The sequence below is a fragment of the Acidiferrobacterales bacterium genome (assembly GCA_028820695.1).
Lineage (GTDB): Bacteria > Pseudomonadota > Gammaproteobacteria > Arenicellales > JAJDZL01 > JAJDZL01.
This window is the reverse complement of record JAPPIB010000041.1, coordinates 17137-39458: the sequence shown is the minus strand read 5'-3', so window position 1 is coordinate 39458 and position 22322 is coordinate 17137. Positions and strand designations below refer to the sequence as shown.

At 55.7% G+C, this 22322-nt stretch carries 17 protein-coding genes; 7 read left to right on the top strand and 10 right to left on the bottom strand.

Features of this window, described 5'->3' with window-relative positions; genetic code table 11:
* Positions 1-2: 2 nt before the first annotated feature.
* The 7 genes from mraY to OXI60_05585 are packed head-to-tail and all read right to left on the bottom strand — an operon-like array spanning position 3 to position 7380.
* Positions 3-1094 carry a phospho-N-acetylmuramoyl-pentapeptide-transferase gene (gene mraY, locus OXI60_05615; GenBank protein MDE0309294.1) on the bottom strand — a complete coding sequence of 364 codons (1092 nt, stop codon included), beginning with the start codon at positions 1092-1094 and terminating at the stop codon, positions 3-5.
* Positions 1088-2434, bottom strand: a complete 1347-nt coding sequence (murF, locus tag OXI60_05610) for a UDP-N-acetylmuramoyl-tripeptide--D-alanyl-D-alanine ligase (GenBank protein ID MDE0309293.1) — start codon at positions 2432-2434, stop codon at positions 1088-1090. Before murF ends, mraY begins: the two co-directional genes overlap by 7 nt.
* Positions 2431-3915: a UDP-N-acetylmuramoyl-L-alanyl-D-glutamate--2,6-diaminopimelate ligase gene (locus OXI60_05605; protein MDE0309292.1), complete on the bottom strand. Its 1485-nt coding sequence runs from the start codon at positions 3913-3915 to the stop codon at positions 2431-2433. Before OXI60_05605 ends, murF begins: the two co-directional genes overlap by 4 nt.
* A complete protein-coding gene (locus OXI60_05600) occupies positions 3912-5621 on the bottom strand; it encodes a penicillin-binding protein 2 (GenBank protein MDE0309291.1) in 1710 nt (569 codons plus the stop codon). The genes OXI60_05605 and OXI60_05600 overlap by 4 nt, the downstream gene beginning before the upstream one ends.
* Positions 5622-5632: 11 nt before the next feature.
* Positions 5633-5908, bottom strand: a complete 276-nt coding sequence (ftsL, locus tag OXI60_05595; protein ID MDE0309290.1) for a cell division protein FtsL — start codon at positions 5906-5908, stop codon at positions 5633-5635.
* A gap of 12 nt (positions 5909-5920) precedes the next feature.
* Positions 5921-6883 carry a 16S rRNA (cytosine(1402)-N(4))-methyltransferase RsmH gene (gene rsmH, locus OXI60_05590; GenBank protein MDE0309289.1) on the bottom strand — a complete coding sequence of 321 codons (963 nt, stop codon included), beginning with the start codon at positions 6881-6883 and terminating at the stop codon, positions 5921-5923.
* Between the two features lie 17 nt (positions 6884-6900).
* Positions 6901-7380: a hypothetical protein gene (locus OXI60_05585; GenBank protein MDE0309288.1), complete on the bottom strand. Its 480-nt coding sequence runs from the start codon at positions 7378-7380 to the stop codon at positions 6901-6903.
* A 363-nt stretch (positions 7381-7743) separates the two neighbouring features.
* On the opposite strand from OXI60_05585, the gene OXI60_05580 reads away from it, so the two are divergent.
* Positions 7744-8604, top strand: coding sequence for a fumarylacetoacetate hydrolase family protein (locus OXI60_05580; protein ID MDE0309287.1), 861 nt, complete (start codon positions 7744-7746; stop codon positions 8602-8604).
* Between the two features lie 215 nt (positions 8605-8819).
* On the opposite strand, the gene OXI60_05575 is transcribed toward OXI60_05580, so the two are convergent.
* On the bottom strand, positions 8820-9596 hold the full coding sequence (locus tag OXI60_05575; protein MDE0309286.1) for an enoyl-CoA hydratase: 777 nt from the start codon (positions 9594-9596) through the stop codon (positions 8820-8822).
* Between the two features lie 170 nt (positions 9597-9766).
* On the opposite strand from OXI60_05575, the gene OXI60_05570 reads away from it, so the two are divergent.
* The 5 genes from OXI60_05570 to mce are packed head-to-tail and all read left to right on the top strand — an operon-like array spanning position 9767 to position 17846.
* Positions 9767-11662 (top strand): propionyl-CoA synthetase, encoded by a 1896-nt coding sequence (locus OXI60_05570; protein ID MDE0309285.1) that lies wholly within the window; start codon positions 9767-9769, stop codon positions 11660-11662.
* A gap of 48 nt (positions 11663-11710) precedes the next feature.
* A complete protein-coding gene (scpA, locus tag OXI60_05565) occupies positions 11711-13879 on the top strand; it encodes a methylmalonyl-CoA mutase (GenBank protein MDE0309284.1) in 2169 nt (722 codons plus the stop codon).
* A gap of 17 nt (positions 13880-13896) precedes the next feature.
* On the top strand, positions 13897-15429 hold the full coding sequence (locus tag OXI60_05560; protein MDE0309283.1) for an acyl-CoA carboxylase subunit beta: 1533 nt from the start codon (positions 13897-13899) through the stop codon (positions 15427-15429).
* Positions 15430-15447: 18 nt separating this feature from the next.
* Positions 15448-17445, top strand: coding sequence for an acetyl/propionyl/methylcrotonyl-CoA carboxylase subunit alpha (locus OXI60_05555; protein MDE0309282.1), 1998 nt, complete (start codon positions 15448-15450; stop codon positions 17443-17445).
* Entirely contained in the window at positions 17442-17846 is a 405-nt protein-coding gene (mce, locus tag OXI60_05550) for a methylmalonyl-CoA epimerase (GenBank protein ID MDE0309281.1), read from the top strand. The genes OXI60_05555 and mce overlap by 4 nt, the downstream gene beginning before the upstream one ends.
* Before the next feature lie 47 nt (positions 17847-17893).
* Here mce and OXI60_05545 read toward each other — a convergent pair whose 3' ends face one another.
* The gene (locus tag OXI60_05545; protein MDE0309280.1) at positions 17894-18868 is read right to left on the bottom strand and encodes an ACP S-malonyltransferase; all 975 of its coding nucleotides are present in this window, start codon (positions 18866-18868) and stop codon (positions 17894-17896) included.
* Positions 18869-18946: 78 nt separating this feature from the next.
* On the bottom strand, positions 18947-20572 hold the full coding sequence (locus OXI60_05540) for an acyl-CoA synthetase (GenBank protein ID MDE0309279.1): 1626 nt from the start codon (positions 20570-20572) through the stop codon (positions 18947-18949).
* 367 nt (positions 20573-20939) lie between these two features.
* On the opposite strand from OXI60_05540, the gene OXI60_05535 reads away from it, so the two are divergent.
* Positions 20940-22319 carry a multicopper oxidase family protein gene (locus tag OXI60_05535; protein ID MDE0309278.1) on the top strand — a complete coding sequence of 460 codons (1380 nt, stop codon included), beginning with the start codon at positions 20940-20942 and terminating at the stop codon, positions 22317-22319.
* Positions 22320-22322: the final 3 nt, after the last annotated feature.

The following is a 22322-nucleotide window of genomic DNA, read 5'->3' as shown; positions in this document are numbered from 1 at the left end:
TCTTATCTTATTTTCAATGTCGCCAGTCCGCTCAGAACCAGCACAAACGAAACAATCCAAAGCCGGACAGTAATCCGGGTCTCGGGCCATTGCTTCAGTTCCAGATGATGATGCAGGGGTGACATCAGCCAGATCCGCCGACCGAACAGCTTGTATGAAATGACCTGTGTGATCACTGATACAGCTTCCAGTACAAACAGTCCCCCCATCACGAACAGCACCAATTCCTGTCGGACCGCCACGGCGACAACTGCGATGGCAGTTCCCAGAGCAAGCGCTCCGACGTCACCCATGAAAATCTGGGCGGGATGACAGTTGAATGCCAAAAACGCCAGACCACCGCCTACGATTGATGCACAAAAAATTGCCAGCTCACCCGCGCCCTCGATAAACGGAATCGCAAGGTATTGCGAAAACACGGAGTGACCGGTTGCATAACTGAACACTCCCAAACCACCGGCAACCATGACGATCGGCAAAATAGCGAGACCGTCCAGGCCATCTGTCAGATTGGTGGCGTTGCTGGTCGCGACGATGACCAACATCGTCAGCGGTATGAACCAGATACCGAAATCGAGCGATATGTCCTTGAGAACCGGAACGATATATGCCGTATCCACCGGCGATGTCGCGGTCATGTACAGGGCCAGCGCAATAACAGCCGCAGTCACGATCTGCATCAGCAGCTTGACGCGAACACTGAGGCCGCGCGGGGTGCCGTTGATGACACTTTTCAACTTGATCCAATCATCGATAAACCCGATGACAGCAAATCCAAGCATCCCCATCAGCACGATCCACACAAATCGCACGTTCAGATCCGCCCATAGCAGGACTGCGATGCACACTGAGAGGATGATGATGACACCGCCCATCGTTGGCGTGCCGCCCTTGCCGGAGTGCATCGGCACATCGTCATCCCTTGTCACCTCGCCGATCGAATACTGCGTGAGTTTCCGAATGGTGTAAGGGAATACAAACACACCCAGAGCCAGTGCGGTCATCACTGCCAGGACACCTCGGAAAGTGACGTAGCGAAAGATGTTCAACCAGGTATGCTCACCTGCCATCGAAAGGAAAAAATGTGTCAGCATGTCGCACCCCCGGTACACAGTGCGTTTGCTACATGCTCCATTCTCATCCCATGCGAGCCCTTGACCAGAACGACCGTGGTCGAATCCAGAGTCCCCATCAGGTCCTCGATCAGGTCCTGTTGATTCTCGTAGTGGGTTGCGCCGCGGCCGAATTCCCGTACCGCATTCCTGCAATATTCCCCGACCGCATAGAGTCTTCCGACACCGGCCGCTCGCGCCTGTGTCCCAATATCCCTATGAAATTCATCCACATTCGCGCCCAGTTCGAACATATCGCCAATGACCAGACGTCGGTCGCCGGCGAAATCTCCCAGCACCTTCAATGCAACCGCAACTGAATCAGGATTGGCATTGTAGGTGTCGTCCACAAGACTGCCACCTGCACAGTGTGTTCGCAGTTGCAACCGGCCGCAAACAGCCCGCATCTTTTCGAGTCCAGCGGCGATTTCCCCGCAACCCGCTCCAGCGCCGATCGCGGCGGCAACCGCGGCCGACGCATTGATCACGTTATGCGCGCCGGCAAGTTTCAGTTCCGCCTCAATGACACCGAGCTCGGTCTCAAGATGCACAACAGAACTGAATTGAAGTGGCTTGAACTGCGCATAGACGTCCGCGTCGGCACTGAGTCCGAACGAGATCACACGCCGTCCGGCAGCCTCATTTTTCCAGTAGGCAAAATATTCATCGTCCCGATTGAGTACCGCGACGCCATCGCTGTCGAGTGCGCTCATCAGACTGCCTTTTTCGATCGCAACCTGCTGAACCGACTGGAGGTGTTCGAGATGCGCGAAGCCGGCGTTGGTGATTACCGCAATGTCAGGACGCGCGATTTGCGACAGGTTGCGTATCTCGCCGATCTGATTCATTCCGATCTCAACGACCGCAAATCTGTGAGATTCCCTGAACCGCAACAACGAAAGCGGAAGTCCGATCGAATTGTTGAAATTCCCCGAAGAAACGAGCGTTGATGACGCCTCACCCAGGATGGTACCGATGAGCTCCTTCACTGTTGTCTTGCCGTTCGATCCGGTTACCGCGATCACAGGCGTATCGAATCTGCCGCGCCAATCGGCGGCCAGCTGACCGAGTGCGACTTCGGTATCCTCGACCACCACTTGAGGTACGGTGACATCCATCGACTGTTCGACCATTGCCCCGGCCGCACCTGAATCGACGGCATCTCGCACAAACTCATGGCCGTCAAATCTATCCCCTCGCAAAGCGACAAAAAGGCTGCCATCCGCAATCGTTCGCGAGTCGGTGCTGACACCGTGAATCCAGGAATTGACTCCGACATGTACACCGTTGACGGCCTGAGCGACGACTTGCATATCCATCATGCCTCACTCCCCATCAGCCGGCTCACGAAATTCCTATCGCTGAAGGATCGAATCTCGTTGCGATAGGTTTGCGTTGTCTCATGTCCCTTGCCGGCGATCAATACCGTATCCAGTGGTTCCGCCTGATCGATGGCGTGGCGGATCGCGTCGCCTCGTTCGTGAATGACCTGGTGTTTCGAACGCATCCCCTGCATGATCTGCCCGGCAATGCCCGCGGGACTTTCGTTGCGCGGGTTGTCATCGGTCACGACAATCCGATCTGCGTAACGCTCGGCAATTGCTCCCATCATCGGTCGTTTGTCGGCGTCGCGGTCTCCGCCGCAGCCGAAAACACACCACAATCGACCCCGAGTCAGCTCGCGCAGGCTTGTCAGTGCGTTTTCCAGTCCGTCTGGCGTGTGTGCGTAGTCGACAAATACCGTCGGCTGTCCGGGGGTTCCGACAAAACGCTCCATGCGACCAGGTATCGGCCTCAGATCCATCAGGCCACGCTCGATATCCTCGACATCGAATTGCAGTGCGTGCAGTACCGCAGCGACCGTCAGGATATTCATGGCATTGACCCGGCCCAGCAGGTGACTGCGCACAGTGATCGTCCGCCCATCGATTCCAATCCCCAGCGACACCCCGTCGATGTCCGCGAGGCAATCCACAAGTCGCACCTCAGCATCGCCCGAACCGTAAGTTACATTTCGTTCAGCGGTGGAACGATCAACCAGTGATCGTCCGAAGACATCATCAATGTTCAACACCGCACACGCGGCTGATGACTCCGTAAACAGCTTTGACTTGCTGGCACGATAGTTTTCCTCGGTTCGGTGATAGTCCAGGTGATCCCGGGTCAGATTGGTGAAGACGACGGTGCCGAAGCGCACGCCCTCATTCCTTGCCTGATCCAGGGAATGCGATGAGACTTCCAGACACACATATTGCGCATGCTGGTGAACAAGCGTCGCCAGATTCTGTTGAAGTGATATCGGATCGGGTGTTGTCAGGGAACTTTGCGCGAGCTCATCCGGGAATCCATAGCCCAGCGTGCCGATCACACCGCAGCTGCTGCCCAGCCGTGTCAGTGCCTGGGCAGTGAGCATTGCACAGGTCGACTTGCCATTGGTGCCGGTAAGGCCCACAACATGCATCTTCGAGGACGGCCGGTCATAGAAGATATCTGCAACCGGACCGATGTGACGGCGAAGATCGGTAACGCCGAGTACGCGACTCTCATCCGCGCCATCGAACGTCCATCCTTGTGTTTCATACAGTACGGCACCGGCCCCGGACTGCAGTGCCTGCCGGATGTGGCTGCGTCCATCCTCGCGGCTGCCCGGTACGGCAAAAAACAGGCTTCCCGAATTCACATCGCGACTGTCGAGGCAAAGATTGTCGATGTGAACATCGTCAGCCTGACTGATGTCGAGCAAGCCGTCGAGCAGGCAACTCAGCCGTTTTCCGTTCGTTTCGCTGACTGACGCCGTGTTCATGATCGTGCCTTGTGCGGTACTGTCGCCACTTCGATTGCAGTCGTCTCAAGATCATCGGGCGATACATTGAGAATCCGCAGGGCGGATGAGACAATCTTTCGAAACACCGGCGCCGCGACCACGCCTCCGTAATTGATCTTGCCTTTCGGATCATCAACGATCACCACGGCCGCCAATTCCGGCTTTGATGCCGGCGCAAATCCGACGAACATCGCTATATGCTGTTCACTGCTGTACTCACCATCAATCAACTTCTGGACTGTCGCAGTTTTGCCGGCCACCCGATAAAGCGGTATCTTGGCGCGCCGCGCGGTTCCGGTAGGTGTCACGGCCCGTTCAAGCATCCGTTTCATTTCGACTGCGATGTCCTGCGGCATGACCCGGCGGGGTTGTGTCCTTTCATCATCCGGAAAAATAACGATCGGAACCAGGACGCCCTCATTGGCGATTGCGGCATATGCCTGTACGATCTGCAATGCGTTGACCGCGAATCCATATCCATAGGACAGTGTCGCCTGCTCGCTCACGCTCCAACGGTTCCGCGTCGGCACCAGACCCGCCACATCTCCCGGCAGTCCGCTTGCGGTACGTGTGCCGAATCCAACGTTGCGGTAGAATTTCGTCAACTCATTCGGGTCCAGTTGCAATGCCATCTTGATCATCCCGATGTTGCTCGACTTCTTCAGGATGTCCTCAACCGACAGCGGACCGTAGTTCCTGATATCCTCGACCATATAACCGTCGATGTGCATGAATCCCGGCGACGTGTCAATCACAGTCTTCGGTGTGACGATTCCCTGCATCAGCGCTTTTGCCACCAAAAAGGGTTTGGCGATGCTCCCCGGCTCAAATACGTCGCTGGCTGCCTGATTGCGTTTCACTGTCCAGTCGCTGTTCAGGTTTGGATTGAAACTCGGGGCAGTCGCGATTGCCAGGATTTCACCGGTGGGGATGTGAACGACGACGCTGGTAGCATGCGCCGCGCGTTCTTTGGTGAGCACCGCCAGTAGCTCTTTGTAGACCAATTGCTGAATTCTTGCATCTATGCTCAGACGAAGATCTATTCCGTCCTCTACACGAGTCTCATGCAGGAATTCCACAGTCCGTCCACGTCTGTCCTTGATCACCTTCTTCGTGCCTGGTTTGCCCTTGAGTTGGGCATCCCGGGTAAATTCGATTCCCTCGATACCCTGATCATCAATATCCGTGACCCCCAGCAGAGACGCGGTAATCGGGCCGTGCGGGTAGAATCGTCGATATTCCCGCTTCAGCGAGACTCCGGGAACATTCAGTTCGCTGAGCTGGCTGGATCGCTGGGACGTCAGATGTCGCCGGAGGTACATGAACTGCCGGTTCTGTCCCGCGTAGCGCTCCAGATTATTCTTCAGCGCGGAGTCGGGCAGATCGAGGGCCGCAGCCAACTCATCCAGCCGTTCGGGGTGTCTGACCAGTATTCCGGGGTCCGCCCATGCCGAGTCAACCGCGGTACTGAGCGCAAGGGTTTCTCCGCGGCGGTCGGTAATCACGCCGCGATTGGGGTTGATCAGTTCGTTGCGGGCATACCGCTCACTGCCAGCCGCCTGCAGGTCGGCCGAGAAGAATACCTGAAGATGGGCGGCACGGGCAGCCAGCAGGACAAATCCCAGCATGATCAGCGCGAGCAGGATCAGGTCGCGGTTCGATACGAGTTGGCGTCTTTCTTTCATTGGTGCAAATCTCAATCATCCACAGACTGCGCCTGGGGATTCAGGAAGATGACCGAGTGCTCCTGCGCCGGAGACATGCCGAGACCCGCACCGGCGGAATTGGCCAGTTGATCGTGACGGCCCATGGCGGCCAGTTCGATCTTCAGTTTCTGCCACTCGATGTTGAGACTATCGCGCTGCTCATAGATGTCCTGCAGTTCGATAATCTGCACCCGGTTCTCGTGCCGCACCCAGATGACCGCAATCGCAGATGCCAGACAGATACCGATGAGTAGATTCTTGAGCAATCGCATTGTGATTCACACCCCGATTCGTTCCGCCACGCGCATCACTGCGCTGCGCGCCCGGCGATTGATCCTGACTTCGTCGCGATCGGTGCCGATCGGCTTGCCGATCACCTTGACTGTTGGCCTGAACTCGCTTTGACGAAAGGGAATCTCCCGCGGTCCCGGCGAGCCGATGGACTGTTGTTTGAGAAATCGCTTGATGATCCGGTGCTCAGCAGACTGGAAACTGATCAATACCAGCCGCCCGCCCTGTCGGAGCAGCTGCAGGCATTTCGGCAGAAAACTCTCCAATTCCTCCAATTCCCGGTTGATATGCATTCGGATTGCCAGAAAAGTCCGGGTGGCCGGATGCTTGTGGGGCTCCGTCGCCGGAACACAATCTGCGACAAGCTTCGAAAGCTGGCCGGTCGATCGGATGGGATGCGCCTGACGCGACTCAATGATCTTGCGGGCAATTCGCCGTGCGAACCGCTCATCGCCCAGAGACTTCAGGACATGGGACAATTCCCGTTCGGAGACCGTGCTCAGCCAGACGGATGCGGAAACACCATCGGTCTGATTCATGCGAAGATCCAGCGGACCGTCTTTTGAGAAACTGAATCCTCGATGAGACTCATCCAGCTGCGGTGAGGAAACACCGAGATCCGCAAGAATTCCGTCAACCTTGATCTGCGGCAGCAGGTTTCGAAGCTCAGTCGAGATCTCTGAGAAATTGGCATGAATGACTGTGACCCGATTGTCACGCTGATGTTTTCGTCTCGCCTCGTCAACTGCGGACGGGTCACGGTCAAGAACAAACAGCCTGCCCGTGTCGTTCAGCAAGTCCAGGATGGCCTCACTGTGACCGCCTCTTCCGTAGGTCGCGTCGACGAAAATGCCATCCCGGTTCAGGCTCACCGAAAGTGCATCAATCACCTGTGGCAGAAGTACCGGCACATGGTCCCGACGTGCAATGCCGCTTTGATTCACGTTCATGCTGGCTGCTATATAATCTATAGGTTCAAATTCTCGATTGTCTCGCTCGCGGACATACGTTGCTCTGATTCGATATTGCCCTGATTGTTCGATTGTTCACGAACTGTGGCGTAGTAGCTGATAAACACATTCATGTCCCACAATTCGAGTCTGGTTCCAACTCCGGAAATCAAGCCTTCCCGCTCTATGCCCGCCATCTTGCGAAACGCCTTCGGTATGAGTATCCGTCCGGTTGTGTCCATATCGACCATTTCGTGCGTCCCCAACTTGAATCGCTTGATCTGCTCGTTGACGGACTTGTTGGAGGTCAGCTCCTCTCGTTGGCGCTCCCATCGCGCTTTGGTCACAATCACGATGCACTGCTGTCGGACGTCCATCGAAACGCATACGGAAGAACCGCTCTCCCCGAGGATACCTTCGTGAAATATCTTTGGAATGACAACTCTGCCCTTGCCGTCAACAGTCACTTCCTTGAAGCCTGAAAAATCGGAATACATCAAATCACCCAGGGCCGGACCGACCGAATGAATTGCGGCAACTGCGCACTTTCTTGCGATACTGCATGATTTTTCTATTCCTTTTCACTTAGGATATTTTAGGCACTAAATGGCACAAAAAGGTAATTTATGGCACTGTTTATATCACATTCGAACGTTCTGTCAAATTTTTTTGAGGTTTGGAATCTACTGCATAGTCAGCTACTGACCGAATGAAGCGGGTGGCGACCGATTGTCGCCCTGCGATCTCTCGCGCTGAATTCCCGGTTGCCAACAGAAACTTCATAACCAGTTCGAATTGTGAGTTAAACTAATCGGAAACGATGTCATCGAATTGAATGAGATGCATCGTATGGGACGCCTATGAAAATCTGTCGATTCAACGAAAATCACATCGGGGTGGTGGAAGGCCGCAATGTCCAGGACGTCAGTGTGGCGCTCAATTCAATCAAAACGCCAACCTGGCCGCAACCGCCCGGTGACCTGATCATTGCAAACCTTGCAAACCTGACCGGGGAATTTCACAAGTTACGCAGAACTGCCGAAACGCTTTCGCTGCGCGATATCACCCTGAACAGCCCGGTCGCGCGACCATCGAAAATCATCGGGGCGCCGGTCAACTACCGCCTGCATCAGAAAGAGGTCAATGCGGACAAGGAAATCAGCCCTTCCGGCGGAGTGAAGGACATTGAGACCTACGGACTTTTTCTGAAGTCTCCGGTTCCGGTCGGTCCGGACGAAGGCGTAAGGCTTGGGTTTGAGGCCCGTCGCACCGATCACGAGGTCGAACTCGCCATCGTCATCGGTGAGACCTGTCGAAACGTCATTGAGGAAGACGCGCTGGACTATGTCGCCGGTTATACGATCGGACTTGACATGACGGTCCGCGGAACTGAGGACCGCAGCCTGCGCAAGGCCATCGATTCACACTCCGTACTTGGACCCTGGATCGTGACTACAAACGAAATCACGAATCCGGACAATCTCGAAATCTCGCTTTCCGTCAATGGAAAGACCAAGCAGCAATCCAACACCAGCCATATGATCTATTCGACCCGCAAGCTGATCTCGTTTGCGTCGTCCTTTTATACGCTTTATCCGGGCGACGTAATCATGTCGGGGACACCGGAAGGGGTCGGGCCGGTTTCAGCTGGCGATATTTTGGAGTGCGTGATCGAGAGCATCGGCAGCATGAGGGTGCCGATCAGGGCTTCCTGGGCCTGATCCGCCAATCATCTCGCGAATTCCCGGTTGGCTGCGGCGGCTTCGTCGCCCCATCCAGTCGAATTGCTGTCAAAAACCCTTCACTGCACCGTTTGTGCCGATCGGAAATCGATTCGGATCACGTTCAGGGCGGTGGCTGCCTGCCATCTGAGAGTCGCCGAATGTCCGCACCGGATCGCCGGTGGTGGGCGGTTTCTGTCGTGACCGGTACGGGGTCAGCTATTGTGCCAGGTCGGCTTTCGCTTCTCGACAAACGCGGCCATGCCCTCTTTCTGGTCATTGGTGGAAAACATCGAATGGAATGCCCGTCGCTCAAAGAGAATCCCTTCACTGAGGGTCAGCTCATAGGCGCGATCAACAGTCTCTGTTACCATGCTTGCCGCCACCTGCGAAAACTGGGCGATTTCCTGTGCGATCTCCACCGCCCTGTCAACCAATTCATCGGCCGGAAACACGCGTGAGACCAAACCGGAACGCTCCGCTTCCTCGGCATCCATCCGGCGACCTGTCAGACACATGTCCATTGCCTTGGACTTTCCAACCGCCCGGGTCAGGCGCTGGGTTCCTCCGGCGCCCGGAATGATTCCCAATAGAATTTCCGGCTGGCCGAACTGCGCGTTGTCTCCGGCAACGATAAAGTCACACATCATCGCCAACTCACATCCGCCGCCGAGTGCATAGCCTGCAACGGCAGCGACAACGGGCTTGCGGCATTCGGTGACCCGCTCCCAGTTGCGACTGATGAAGTTGCCCATATAGGCATCCGCGAACGTATTATCTTTCATCTGGCTGATATCAGCCCCGGCGGCAAATGCCTTCTCATTGCCCGTTATGACAACGGCGCCGATGTCCGAATCCGCTTCATAGGCATCGAGCGCGGCGCCCAGCTCGTCCATGACCTCAGAAGACAGCGCGTTCAGCACCTTGGGGCGATTCAATGTAATTAATCCAACTTTTCCGCGCGTTTCAGTAATAATGTGCTCGTAAGCCATTCGTATGGTGCTCCTTGTCCTGATTGATCGAAGAATATCGGAATATGTGTCAGACAAAGTTTGACAGTTATTCGGTTTCTACGCTATTTTATTGGAGATAATTGTGGAGTTTCACGGATTTTCGAACGCCGGAACTTTCGGGCAGACCAAACAGGAACCGGAATGATCGCATGAGCAGATACCGACAGGAATTTGCGCGTTCGCTCGCGGCACCCAATGAATTCTGGGGTGAAATCGCGAATGACGTGCACTGGTACAAAACCTGGGACAAGGTTCTAGATGACTCGGACCGACCGTATTACCGCTGGTTTACCGGTGCCCAGGTGAATACCTGCTACAACGCACTGGACCTGCATGTGAACGAGGGGCGGGGCAATCAGGACGCAATCATCTATGACTCTGCGATGACCGGAGAAATCCGTCACCTCACCTATCAGGAAATGCTCGACAAAACTGCTCGGCTGGCCGGTGTGCTCAGGCAACTGGGAGTCGAGAAGGGTTCCCGTGTCGTCATCTATATGCCGATGGTACCCGAAGCTGCGATGGCAATGCTGGCCTGCGCGCGTATCGGTGCGGTCCATTCTGTCGTCTTCGGTGGATTTGCCTCCAATGAACTCGCCGTGCGCATTGACGACGCCAAGCCGGTTGCAATCATCACTGCCTCATGCGGTCTCGAACCCGGACGGGTTGTCGAGTACAAGCCGCTGGTCGACAAGGCAGTCGAACTGTCTTCCCATAAACCCGCTGCCTGCATTGTTCTGCAACGACCCCAGGCTGAAGCCCGAATGATTGAGGGACGCGACCACGACTGGAATGATGTGATGACTCGCGCAAGCCCGGTCGACTGCGTACCCGTCATGGCAACCGATCCGCTCTACATCATCTATACCTCCGGCACCACGGGTCAGCCCAAAGGTGTGGTACGCGACAACGGCGGCCACATCGTCTCGCTCAAATGGTCAATGAAAAATATCTATGGAGTGGAACCGGGTGAGGTGTTCTGGGCCGCCTCGGATGTGGGCTGGGTCGTCGGGCACTCCTATATCGTCTATGCTCCGCTTTTTGCCGGCAATACCGCCATCCTGTATGAAGGCAAACCTGTGGGCACACCGGATCCAGGCGCTTTCTGGCGCGTCATCTCACAACACAAGGTATCCGCGCTGTTTACCGCTCCGACTGCGTTCAGGGCGATCAAGAAAGAGGATCCCAACGGAACCCATCTCGAAAAATACGACATGTCCCATTTTAGGACGCTGTTTCTGGCCGGTGAGCGAACCGATCCGGACACGCTGCGCTGGGCGCAGAACAAGCTTCAGGTTCCAGTCATCGATCACTGGTGGCAGACCGAAACGGGTTGGGCGATCTGCGCCAACTGTGTCGGTATCGAGCAATTGCCGGTGAAGGAGGGCTCACCCTCTGTGCCGGTTCCAGGCTGGGACCTGAAGGCCGTTGACGACGCCAATCAGGAAGTGGCCGCAGGCGAAATCGGCTCACTCGTTGTCAAGCTGCCGCTGCCACCTGGAAGCTTTCCAACCTTATGGCATGCCAAACAACGCTTTTTTGACGCCTATCTCGCCGACTTCCCAGGTTACTACAAGACTGCAGACGCCGGCTACATCGACGAGGACGGCTACGTATACGTGATGTCCCGGACCGATGACATCATCAATGTCGCCGGACATCGGCTTTCAACAGGTGCCATGGAAGAGGTGCTCACCTCACACCCGGATGTGGCGGAATGCGCGGTGACGGGGGTGGCCGATGCGCTCAAGGGCCAGTTGCCACTGGGATTTCTGGTGCTCAATGCCGGCTGTGCGCGAGACCATGGTGATATTGTCCGGGAGTGCGTCCAGCTGGTACGCAACGAAATCGGACCGGTGGCGGCGTTCAAGGAAGCATTGGTGGTTTTGCGGCTGCCCAAGACTCGCTCCGGAAAGATCCTGCGCGGAACCATGCAGAAAATTGCCGACGGCGAATCCTGGCAGATGCCGGCAACAATCGACGACCCGGTCATTCTTGATGAGATCACCGAATCATTGCAATCTGTCGGTTACCCCAAAGCGTGACCCGACCCGAATCCTGACTTCACAGATGTCGCGGGAGCGCAAGGCACAGTGACTTTCAAGCAACACTCACTGGAAGATTGGAACCGGACCGCCCGTCGCGAGTTGAAAGATCGCGATCCAAGTCAACTGAAGTCGCAGACTCTGGAAGGTATTGAAGTCAAGCCGATCTATACCGACCAGGATCTGGCGGATCTCGAACATATGGCGACGTTGCCGGGTCTGCCACCGTACGTGAGAGGGCCGCGCGCGACCATGTATGCCGGCCGGCCGTGGACAGTGCGCCAGTACGCAGGATTTTCCACTGCAGAAGAGTCGAATCGTTTTTTTCGCGATAACCTCAAGGCCGGACAGACCGGGCTGTCAGTCGCCTTTGATCTGCCCACCCATCGCGGTTATGACTCCGATCATGAACGGGTGGTCGGGGACGTCGGCAAGGCCGGTGTCGCCATTGACAGCGTCGAGGATATGAAAATTCTGTTCGACCGGATTCCACTCGAACGCATTTCGGTGTCGATGACCATGAATGGCGCGGTGTTGCCGATCCTCGCAACGTTCATCGTCACCGGTGAGGAACAGGGCGTGTCTCAGTCTCAATTGTCGGGGACGTTGCAAAATGACATTCTCAAGGAATTCATGGTTCGAAATACCTACATCTACCCGCCCGAGCAGTCCATGCGTATCGTCGCCGACATCATTCGATACACGACAGATGAAATGCCCCGATTCAATCCAATCTCGATTTCGGGATATCACATGCAGGAAGCCGGTGCCACCTGCGTGCAGGAACTCGCTTACACCATCGCGGACGGAATCGAATATGTACGCGCCGCCCTTTCGACGGGCATGGCAGTAGACGAATTCGCCCCGCGTCTGTCATTTTTCTTCTGCATCGGCATGAACCTGTTCATGGAAGTCGCAAAACTGCGGGCTGCGAGATACCTTTGGGCACAACTGATGCAGACGCAGTTCTCCCCCGCCAAGCCTGAGTCGATGATGCTGAGAACCCACTGTCAGACATCCGGAGTCAGCCTGACCAGCCAGTCACCCTATAACAATATCGTTCGCACAACGGTTGAGGCGCTGGCAGCCGTCCTCGGCGGAACGCAGTCCTTGCATACCAATTCGTTCGATGAGGCGCTGGCCCTGCCGAGTGAGTTTTCCGCTTCCATTGCGCGAAATACCCAGCTCATACTGCGCGAGGAATCAGGAATCACCAACGTCGTCGATCCGCTGGCCGGATCCTACTATGTTGAGAGTCTCACCGCATCAATGATCCGCGAAGCACGCAAATTGATTGACGAGGTCGAGGCCTGCGGAGGCATGACCAAGGCAGTTGAACTCGGCATGCCGAAAAGAAGAATTGAAGAATCCGCCGCCCGACGTCAGGCGCGTCTTGATTCTTCAGAGGACGTGATTGTCGGCGTGAACCGGTTTGTTGCCGATTCCAAAGACGAGGTCGATGTGCTGGAGGTCGACAATCGGGCGGTTCGCGAATCGCAGATCGACCGGCTCAACCGAGTGCGTGCACAGCGCGATGAGAAACGCTGCCGTGCCGCTCTCGACAAGCTCAGGGAGTGTGCCCAGGCGGGCGAGTGGGGACTGCTGCATCATTCGGTGGCGGCCGCACGCCAGCGCGCCTCGGTCGGTGAGATTACACAGACGTTGCGAGACGTCTATGGCCAGCACCGTGCCATCCCACAGGCGATCGCCGGGGTATATCGCACAGAGATCAGCGAATCGGACGAGGTGAATGAAATCCGCCGTAAGGTCGATGCCTTTACCAAGGTGCATCGACGACGGCCGCGGGCGCTGATCGCCAAAGTCGGTCAGGACGGGCACGATCGCGGTGCCAAGGTCATCGCGACCGCGTATGCAGATTTCGGATTCGAGGTCGACATCGGGGCATTGTTCCAGACGCCTGCGGAAATTGTCCGACAAGCCGTCGACAATGATGTCCACCTGGTCGGCATATCGACCCAGGCCGGTGGACACAAGACTCTGGTTCCCAAGATCATTGAAGGACTCAGGAGCGAAGGTGCGGACAACGTTGTCGTAATCTGTGGTGGTGTGGTACCACCGAAAGACGTTTGTTTTCTGAAAGACGCAGGCGTGGCCGCGGTTTACGGGCCCGGAACCCGGATTCTGGGTACCATTCCTGATGTGCTCGGGATGATCGAAAGCAATCTTAAGTCGATGACCGAGTCAGTCAGCATATGATCTGACAGGCAGCAAGTATGCAGGACATCATCAACCAATTGGAACAAAAACGCCAGGCGGCGCAACTCGGCGGCGGTCCCAAACGCATTGAGGCACAGCATGCGAAAGGACGACTGACTGCACGGGAACGCATTGATCTTCTGCTGGACAAGGACAGTTTCCAGGAATGGGATATGTTTGTTGAGCATCGGTGCCCGGACTTCGGAATGGCAGATTCCAAGATTCCCGGCGATGGCGTCGTAACCGGATTCGGTACCATTCACGGACGTCTTGTATTTGTGTTCAGCCAGGATTTCACCGTATATGGCGGTTCTTTGTCGGAAGCGCATGCTGAGAAAATCGGCAAGGTGATGGATCAGGCAATGAAAGTCGGCGCGCCCGTGATCGGGATCAACGATTCTGGCGGCGCACGAATTCAGGAGGGAGTCGCCTCGCTCGGCGGGTATGGTGATATCTTCCAGCGCAATGTCATGGCATCCGGTGTCATTCCGCAAATTTCACTGATCATGGGGCCATGTGCCGGCGGGGCTGTCTACTCACCGGCAATCACCGATTTCATTTTCATGGTGCGTGACAGTTCCTACATGTTCGTCACCGGTCCCGATGTCGCCCGTACTGTCACACATGAAGACATTTCGGCCGAACAGCTCGGTGGGTCCGCCGCTCACACTGAACAGTCAGGCGTTGCGGATGGCGCGTTCAGTAATGACATCGAAGCCTGTCTGATTCTGCGCCGGTTCCTTGATTTTCTTCCGGCCAGCAACCGAAGTGGAGTTCCTGCACGCGTCACCGACGACGACCGATACCGGGAGGAGCCTTCATTGGACACGTTGGTGCCCGATGATCCCAATCAGCCTTACGATGTCACCGAACTGATCCTGAAAATTGTCGATGACGAGGACTTTTTCGAACTCAAGCCGGACCACGCGAAGAACATCGTGATTGGATTCGCCCGTATGGAAGGCTCAACGGTGGGCATCGTCGCCAATCAACCTCTCGTCCTGGCCGGCTGTCTGGACATACTGTCTTCGATCAAGGCCGCCCGATTTGTTCGCTTCTGTGATGCCTTCGGCATCCCGGTGGTCACCTTGGTCGATGTCCCGGGATTTATGCCGGGTTCAGCCCAGGAACACGGCGGCATCATCAAGCACGGCGCGAAACTGCTCTATGCCTATGCTGAGGCGACCATACCGAAAGTGACAATCATCACACGAAAGGCCTATGGCGGCGCGTACGATGTCATGAGTTCCAAACATCTGCGCGGTGACGTCAATTTCGCCTGGCCGAGCGCTGAAATTGCGGTGATGGGAAGCAAGGGCGCGGTTGAGATCATCTTTCGAAGTGAAATGAATGACGAGGAGAAGATCGCGTCAAGGGTCGACGAATACCAAGCGAAATTCGCTAACCCGTTCATTGCCGCCAGCCGCGGTTTTGTCGACAACGTGATTCTGCCCAGGCGAACGCGCACACGGATATGCCAATCTCTGGAAATGCTCAGAAACAAGAATTTGGAAAATCCCTGGCGAAAGCACGGCAATATCCCGCTGTAGCCAGGTCCGTGCCAGCCCATGTTCCAGAAAATCCTTATTGCAAATCGAGGTGAAATCGCCTGTCGGGTGATGCGCACTGCAAAGCGACTCGGAATCGATACTGTCGCAGTGTATTCAGATCCAGACCGCGGCGCACTGCACGTGGAAACTGCTGATGAGGCCATCCGAATCGGACCTGCGCCGGCTGCGCAAAGTTACCTGAATATCGATGCCATTATCGATGCCTGTCAACAAAGTGGAGCACAGGCCGTCCATCCGGGATACGGCTTTTTGTCGGAAGACCCGAATTTTCCGCATCGATTGAATGAGGCGGGTATCACCTTTATCGGACCTGGCGCAGATGCAATCCGCGTCATGAGCGATAAAATCGAGTCCAAGCTGATCGCACGCCAGGCCGGCGTCAATACCATTCCAGGATTCGACGATATTATTGACAGTCCGGCGCACGCAGTTGAGCTGGCCCGGCAGATCGGCTATCCGGTCATGCTCAAACCAACCTCGGCCGGTGGCGGGAAAGGCATGCGGCTCGCTTTCAGCGATGACGAGTGTCGGGAAGGATTTGTGCGTTCCCAAAGCGAGGCGAAAACCCACTTCGGCGATGATCGGGTGTTTGTCGAAAAGTTCATCGAGAACCCGAGACATATCGAAGTTCAGATCATCGCCGATCAGCCGGGCCATGTGTTACACCTGGGCGAGCGGGAGTGTTCGTTGCAGCGTCGGCATCAGAAAGTAATCGAGGAAGCGCCATCGCCATTTCTGAATGACCATGCAAGACGCGATATCACCAGTCAGGCAGTGGCGCTGGCGCAAGCAGTGAATTATGTGTCGGCGGGGACTGTGGAGTTTGTCGTCGATCCTGATCAGAACTTTTATTTCCTGGAAATGAACACCCGCTTGCAGGTCGAGCATCCGGTCACCGAGTCTGTAACCGGAATCGATCTGGTCGAATGCATGATCCGGGTGGCGGCCGGGGAAGAACTTGGATTCACCCAAAGCGACATCAAGACAACAGGCTGGGCGGTCGAATCACGAATCTATGCAGAAGACCCGGCCCGAAACTTCCTGCCGTCAACGGGTCGGCTGATCCGCTGTCGTCCTCCCGCGCAATCCAAAACCGTGCGTGTGGATACGGGCGTGGTGGAAGGTGGTGAGGTATCAGTCTACTACGATCCGATGATTGCAAAACTGGTCACGCATGCGGATACGAGAACCGAGGCTTTCGATCTGATGGCCAGTGCGTTGGATGAATATCAGATCACCGGAGTCATAAGCAACCTGCCATTTCTGCAAAGACTTGTGCGGGACGATGCGGTGCTTCAAGGCGACATGACCACCACAATGATTGAGCAGCGATTTCCGGAAGGCTATGACTGCGAGTCCGCGGACAGCGACAGCGTCATCGTGGCAGCAATGATCGCGAACATCATGCACTATTGTGATGAGTTGCGTTCGGCAACGCTCGGCGGGCAGTTGAACACCGTCAACTGGACGGCGGCAACCGACTGGATCGTGACGACATCTGGCAATGCGTTCAACTTCACGATTGAGGAGCTCGAATCAGGTCACCGGCTCACCGATGGCGACGGTGGCAGTTGGGAGTTTCATCACGACTGGCGCCCCATGCGCAGTCATTTCTATTTCACACTGAACGGCCGCAGATCCTGTGTACAGGTTGCGCGCAAGGGAATCGAGTATCAGATCAATCACTTCGGTCACCGCTCCGTGTTTCGGGTGTTGACACCTGCGGCTGCACAATACGACCAGCATATGATCCAGAAAGACAGTGCGCAAGTCTCGCCCTACCTGAAGTCACCTATGCCTGGATTGCTGGTTGAATTCGCGGTCGAGGTCGGGCAGTCGGTCAAGAAGGGCGAACCCGTAGCTGTAGTTGAGGCGATGAAAATGGAGAACACCCTGCGCGCAGAACGCGACGGAGTCGTCGTCAGGGTCATGGCGGAAATCGGTGACAGTCTGGCATCGGATCAACCGATCGTCGAATTCGGAGAGGAACAGTGATCGGCAGACTCAATCACATCGCGATCGCAGTGCATGACCTGGAGCAGGCGGCAAAAGTCTACGATGAAGTTTTAGGTGCGGATGTTTCCGAACCGTTGCCGTTGCCCGAGCACGGTGTCACGACGGTATTTGTGAACCTGCCCAATACCAAGATCGAGTTGCTGGAGCCTTTGGGTGAGAGTTCACCGATCGCGAGATTTCTCGAAAGAAATTCAGCGGGCGGCATCCATCATCTGTGCTACGAGGTTGAAGACATTGTTGATGCCAGAGACCAGCTGGTCAGGCAAGGCATGCGCGTGCTGGGAGACGGCAAGCCCAGAATCGGAGCCCACGGCAAACCAGTACTTTTTCTGCACCCGAAAGATTTTTGCGGGACTCTGGTCGAAATCGAGCAGGTCTGACCGGCCCTGACGTGTGTCCAACCGCAAATGAAGCCGGCGGTCGCCATTCAGGCCGTTTCCAATTTACCGATCGTATCGTGCAACGTCTTCAGATTGATGACTGAATGATACGCAGGCCGCGGTGAGAGTCCGCGATACGAGCGCATCACTGTTCCGGCAAGATTCGGTCGTTTGTCCGCAGGATCATTGCCACCGCCGAGACCGCCACCGAACTCAATGACGGCATCAATGCCCGACTCGGCGATCGTCATAAGATTGCGGTGCCATCGGACGGGTTTGAAAAGCTGCAGATAAAGATTGCGTTTGATCGCTTCGGCCTGCGAATCATGGAATCCTCCGGTCACATTCGACGCGACAGGAATCGTCGGAGTCCTGATGTCTGCATCATCCAAATGGCTCTGGAACTCCTGCGCCGCCGGAAACATATGCGAAGTATGAAATGCCCCTTCCGTTTTCAGGCGGGTTGAGGGTTTGCCGGGAAACGCCTCCTCGATCCGCAGCGCAAGCTGATCAAGCTCTTCAGGCATACCGCCGACCACGGTCTGTTCCGGCAGATTACAGGCTGCAATCTCGCAGCGACCAGATTCAATCAAGGGAGTCAACTGATTCTCAGACAGCGCAAGTGCCAGCATCTCACCACCTCCGTGCTGACCCATGCATGCTCCGCGAGCCGACACCAACTTCAGGGCTGACTCAAATTCCAAAGCCTGTGCCGCAATCAGGGCGCCATATTCACCCAAACTGTGACCGCAGGCAAATCCGGGCCTGTATTTTTGGCTGGTTTGGTGCAAGAACACCTGCATGCAGGCATGTGAATGGGTGAGCAACACCGGTTGCGTGTATCTGGTCAGATTGATATCGTCGCCGGTCTCGTCGTTGCACAGCGCGATCATGTCGTAACCCAGGATCGAACTGGCCTGATCATAGATTTGTGCCGCGAGCGGAAATTCGGCAATCAGATCCTTGCCGATTCCTACGTATTGTGCGCCTTGCCCCGGAAATAGAAAGAGAAATGCCCGCATTCAACCAGGCACCTGCAATAACGGTCCGGTGATCTGGACCCTTTGTCTGGACGATCGGCAAGCGGTCGGTATCATGGCTTAAGGAGAATTGACCTTGTCACGCAGCACGAACTTCTGGATCTTGCCAGTCGAAGTTTTCGGCAGCGGTCCGAATACGACTGAACTTGGCACCTTGTAGCGCGCCATGTTTTCCCGGCACCAGGAGATCACATCGTCTGTTGTCAGCTGTTCTTCGTGGCCGGGTGCCGGGGTCACAAACGCGCAGGGGGTTTCGCCCCACTTTTCATCAGGTTTCGCCACAACCGCCGCTTCCATGATTCCGGGATGCCGATAAAGTACATCCTCCACTTCCAGACTTGAGATGTTCTCGCCGCCCGATATGATGATATCCTTGGAGCGGTCCCGCACCTCGATATATCCGTCTTCATGTGTCACGCCCAGATCTCCGGTGTGATACCACCCGCCGGCGAAAGCCTCCTGTGATGCCTGTGGATTCTTCAGGTATCCTCGCATGACTGTATTGCCGCGTACCATCAGTTCGCCCATCGTCTCACCATCATGCGGGACGGCTTGCATGGTCTGCGGGTCAATTACGGCCACGTCTTCCAGGGTCGGATAGTGGACACCCTGGCGCGCCATCAACCGCGCGCGCCGTCCGGGTTCGTGACCATCCCACTCAGGCTGCCACGCACAGACGGTGGCCGGACCATAGGTTTCAGTCAATCCGTAAAGATGGGTCACCCGAAATCCCATTTTCTCCATTTCAGTGATAACCTGGCTGGGCGGCGCGGCCCCACCGGTTGCGACTTCCACGGTTTGCTCGAATCGAACCTTCAGTTCCGAAGGCGCGTGTACCAACATGTTCAGTACGATCGGTGCGCCGCACATATGTGTGACTTGATTGTCCCGGATGGATGGGAATATGAACTGTGGATCAACCTTGCGCAGACACACGTGAGTCCCTGCAACCGCGGTTACACCCCAGGTGAATGTCCAGCCGTTGCAGTGGAACATCGGCAGCGTCCACAAGTAGATGCTTGAGCTGTCGAGTTGGAACACCAGTGAATTCCCCAGCGCGTTGATGTAGGCGCCTCGGTGGTGAAACACCACGCCTTTTGGATTCCCGGTGGTACCTGAAGTGTAGTTGAGACAGATCGCCTGCCACTCATCGTCCGGCACAAGCCACTGAAATTCAGGGTCTCCTTCCTCGAGCAGTGATTCGTATTCCGTTTCCCCGAGAAACTCGCCGCCCTCACCGAGAGTGTCATCGATATCAATCACGGTGATCTCGGAGCCGTAAAGTTTCAGCGCCTCCCTTATGGTGTCTGAAAATTCGAGGTCGGTGAACAATATCTTGGCCTCACCATGCTCGAGTATGAACGCGATTGTTGCGGGGTCGAGTCGGTAATTCAGCGCATTGAGTACCGCACCGCACATCGGCACGCCGTAATGCAGTTCAAGCATGGCCGGTGTATTGGGGCACATGACGGCAACAGTGTCACCAACTCCGATTCCTCGCCTGTTCAGTGCGCTGGCCAAACGCCTGCACCTGGTGTACAGTTCACGATACGGGATGGTCAGTTCACCATGAATGACTGCCGCCTTGTCGGGAAAGACGCGAGCTGACCTGTGCAAGAAACTCAAGGGCGTGAGCGGGTGGAAATTCGCTTGATTCTTGTCCAGGTTCTCATCATATATCGTCACGATCCAAGTCCTCCAGAAACCCATTGGCAGAGAATTTTACTGTAACACGTCAGCAACGGTTACCGTTTATGGACTGCAATGACAAAACCGAGATGAATCGTTCCCAAACAAGGGCGGGTGGATTGCACAGTGCGTGCGTCCGTGGTGTCGCGGCGTGCCATCGGCGCGCTTGTCCCGGATTTCACAACGTTGTGCGCAACCCGGCGACAGGCTCGATAAACCTCACTATAATGACCTTCGGTCTTCAATGATCGAATTGAAACGACTCCGATTTCTGGCAGCAGCCTGGAAGTGACGCATCGGATAAGTGGACAGATTGGAGAATTTTCGAAAACAACTGAGCCGACGTGATTTTTTGCGGATCACAATGTTTGCCGCAGGATCCGCATCGGTACCGAGCCTGACCCTGGCATCCAGTCCTGTACAACAGCTGATCGCGTCACCGGCTCAGGTCGATTTGGTGGCGGGTCTGGGCCCCCCAACCAACGTTTACGCTTACAATCTCGAGGTTCCCGGTCCACTGCTTCGTTTCAGGCAAGGTGACAGACTCAGGCTGGAAGTCGAGAACCGGCTTGATGAGCCTACTACTGTTCATTGGCATGGACTGCGCGTGCCGGTGAGCATGGATGGAGTGTCGATTCTAAGTCAGGCTCCAATCGGTCCCGGCGATGCGTTTACCTACGAGTTCGATCTTCACGACGCCGGTACGTTCTGGTACCATCCACACATCAACAGCTCACAACAAGTCGGCAAGGGCCTTCGCGGTGTTTTGATTGTGGACGAGCAAGATCCGCCTGTGGTCGATCGAGATTTAGTGTGGGTACTGGATGACTGGCGTCTCGACGAAGAGGCACAGATTGTCGCATTTGACGGAAATCTGAGAGATGCGAGCCACAATGGAAGAATTGGCAACGCTGTAACCGTCAATGGCAGCATTCACGATCAGTTCCAGGTTCATCCCGGTGAGAGAATTCGCCTTCGACTGGTGAATGTGGCCAATGCGCGCACTTTCGCAATCAATTTCAGTGAACTGAATCCATGGTTGATCGCCCTGGACGGACATCCGATTGCGCCGTATACGCTTGACGAAAATCCGATTGTTCTGGGATCGGGACAAAGAGCTGACCTGATTTTGGACGTTACCGGGGACCCGGGACAGTCAACCCCGGTCATAGACAACTCCTACGGCGAAAACTTCGCTTACGAGCTGATGCACCTGGTCCGAAGCGATAACAAGGTCACATCAGTTTCCGACCGCGCTCCCCCGCCCCGCCTTTCAGCCAATCCCGTCGCTGCACCGGATGTCGCCAATGCCGAGCGTCATCGGATCGTATTCGAAGGAGGCGCTATGGGCGGTCTTGCGGGAGCCAGGCTGGATGGGGAGTTCAAGGGCATACGCGACCTGGCAGGACTGGGGAAACTGTGGGCAACCAATGGGGCCATCCACTCGGACCCGCACAATCAACCTCCCTTGCTCATACTTGAACTCGGAAAGTCATACGTGTTCGATCTGGTGAACCGGTCCGCATGGGAACATCCGATTCACCTGCATGGGCATAGTTTCATGGTGATGGAAAATGAAGCAGGGCTGGAGCCCGCGGGATCAATCAGGGATACTGTTCTTGTGAATCCACAATCCAGTGCGCGAATCGCATTTGTAGCCGATAACCCGGGGCTGTGGATGTTTCATTGTCACATTCTTGAGCATCAGCAATCCGGAATGACATCGATTATCGCTGTGAGATAACCG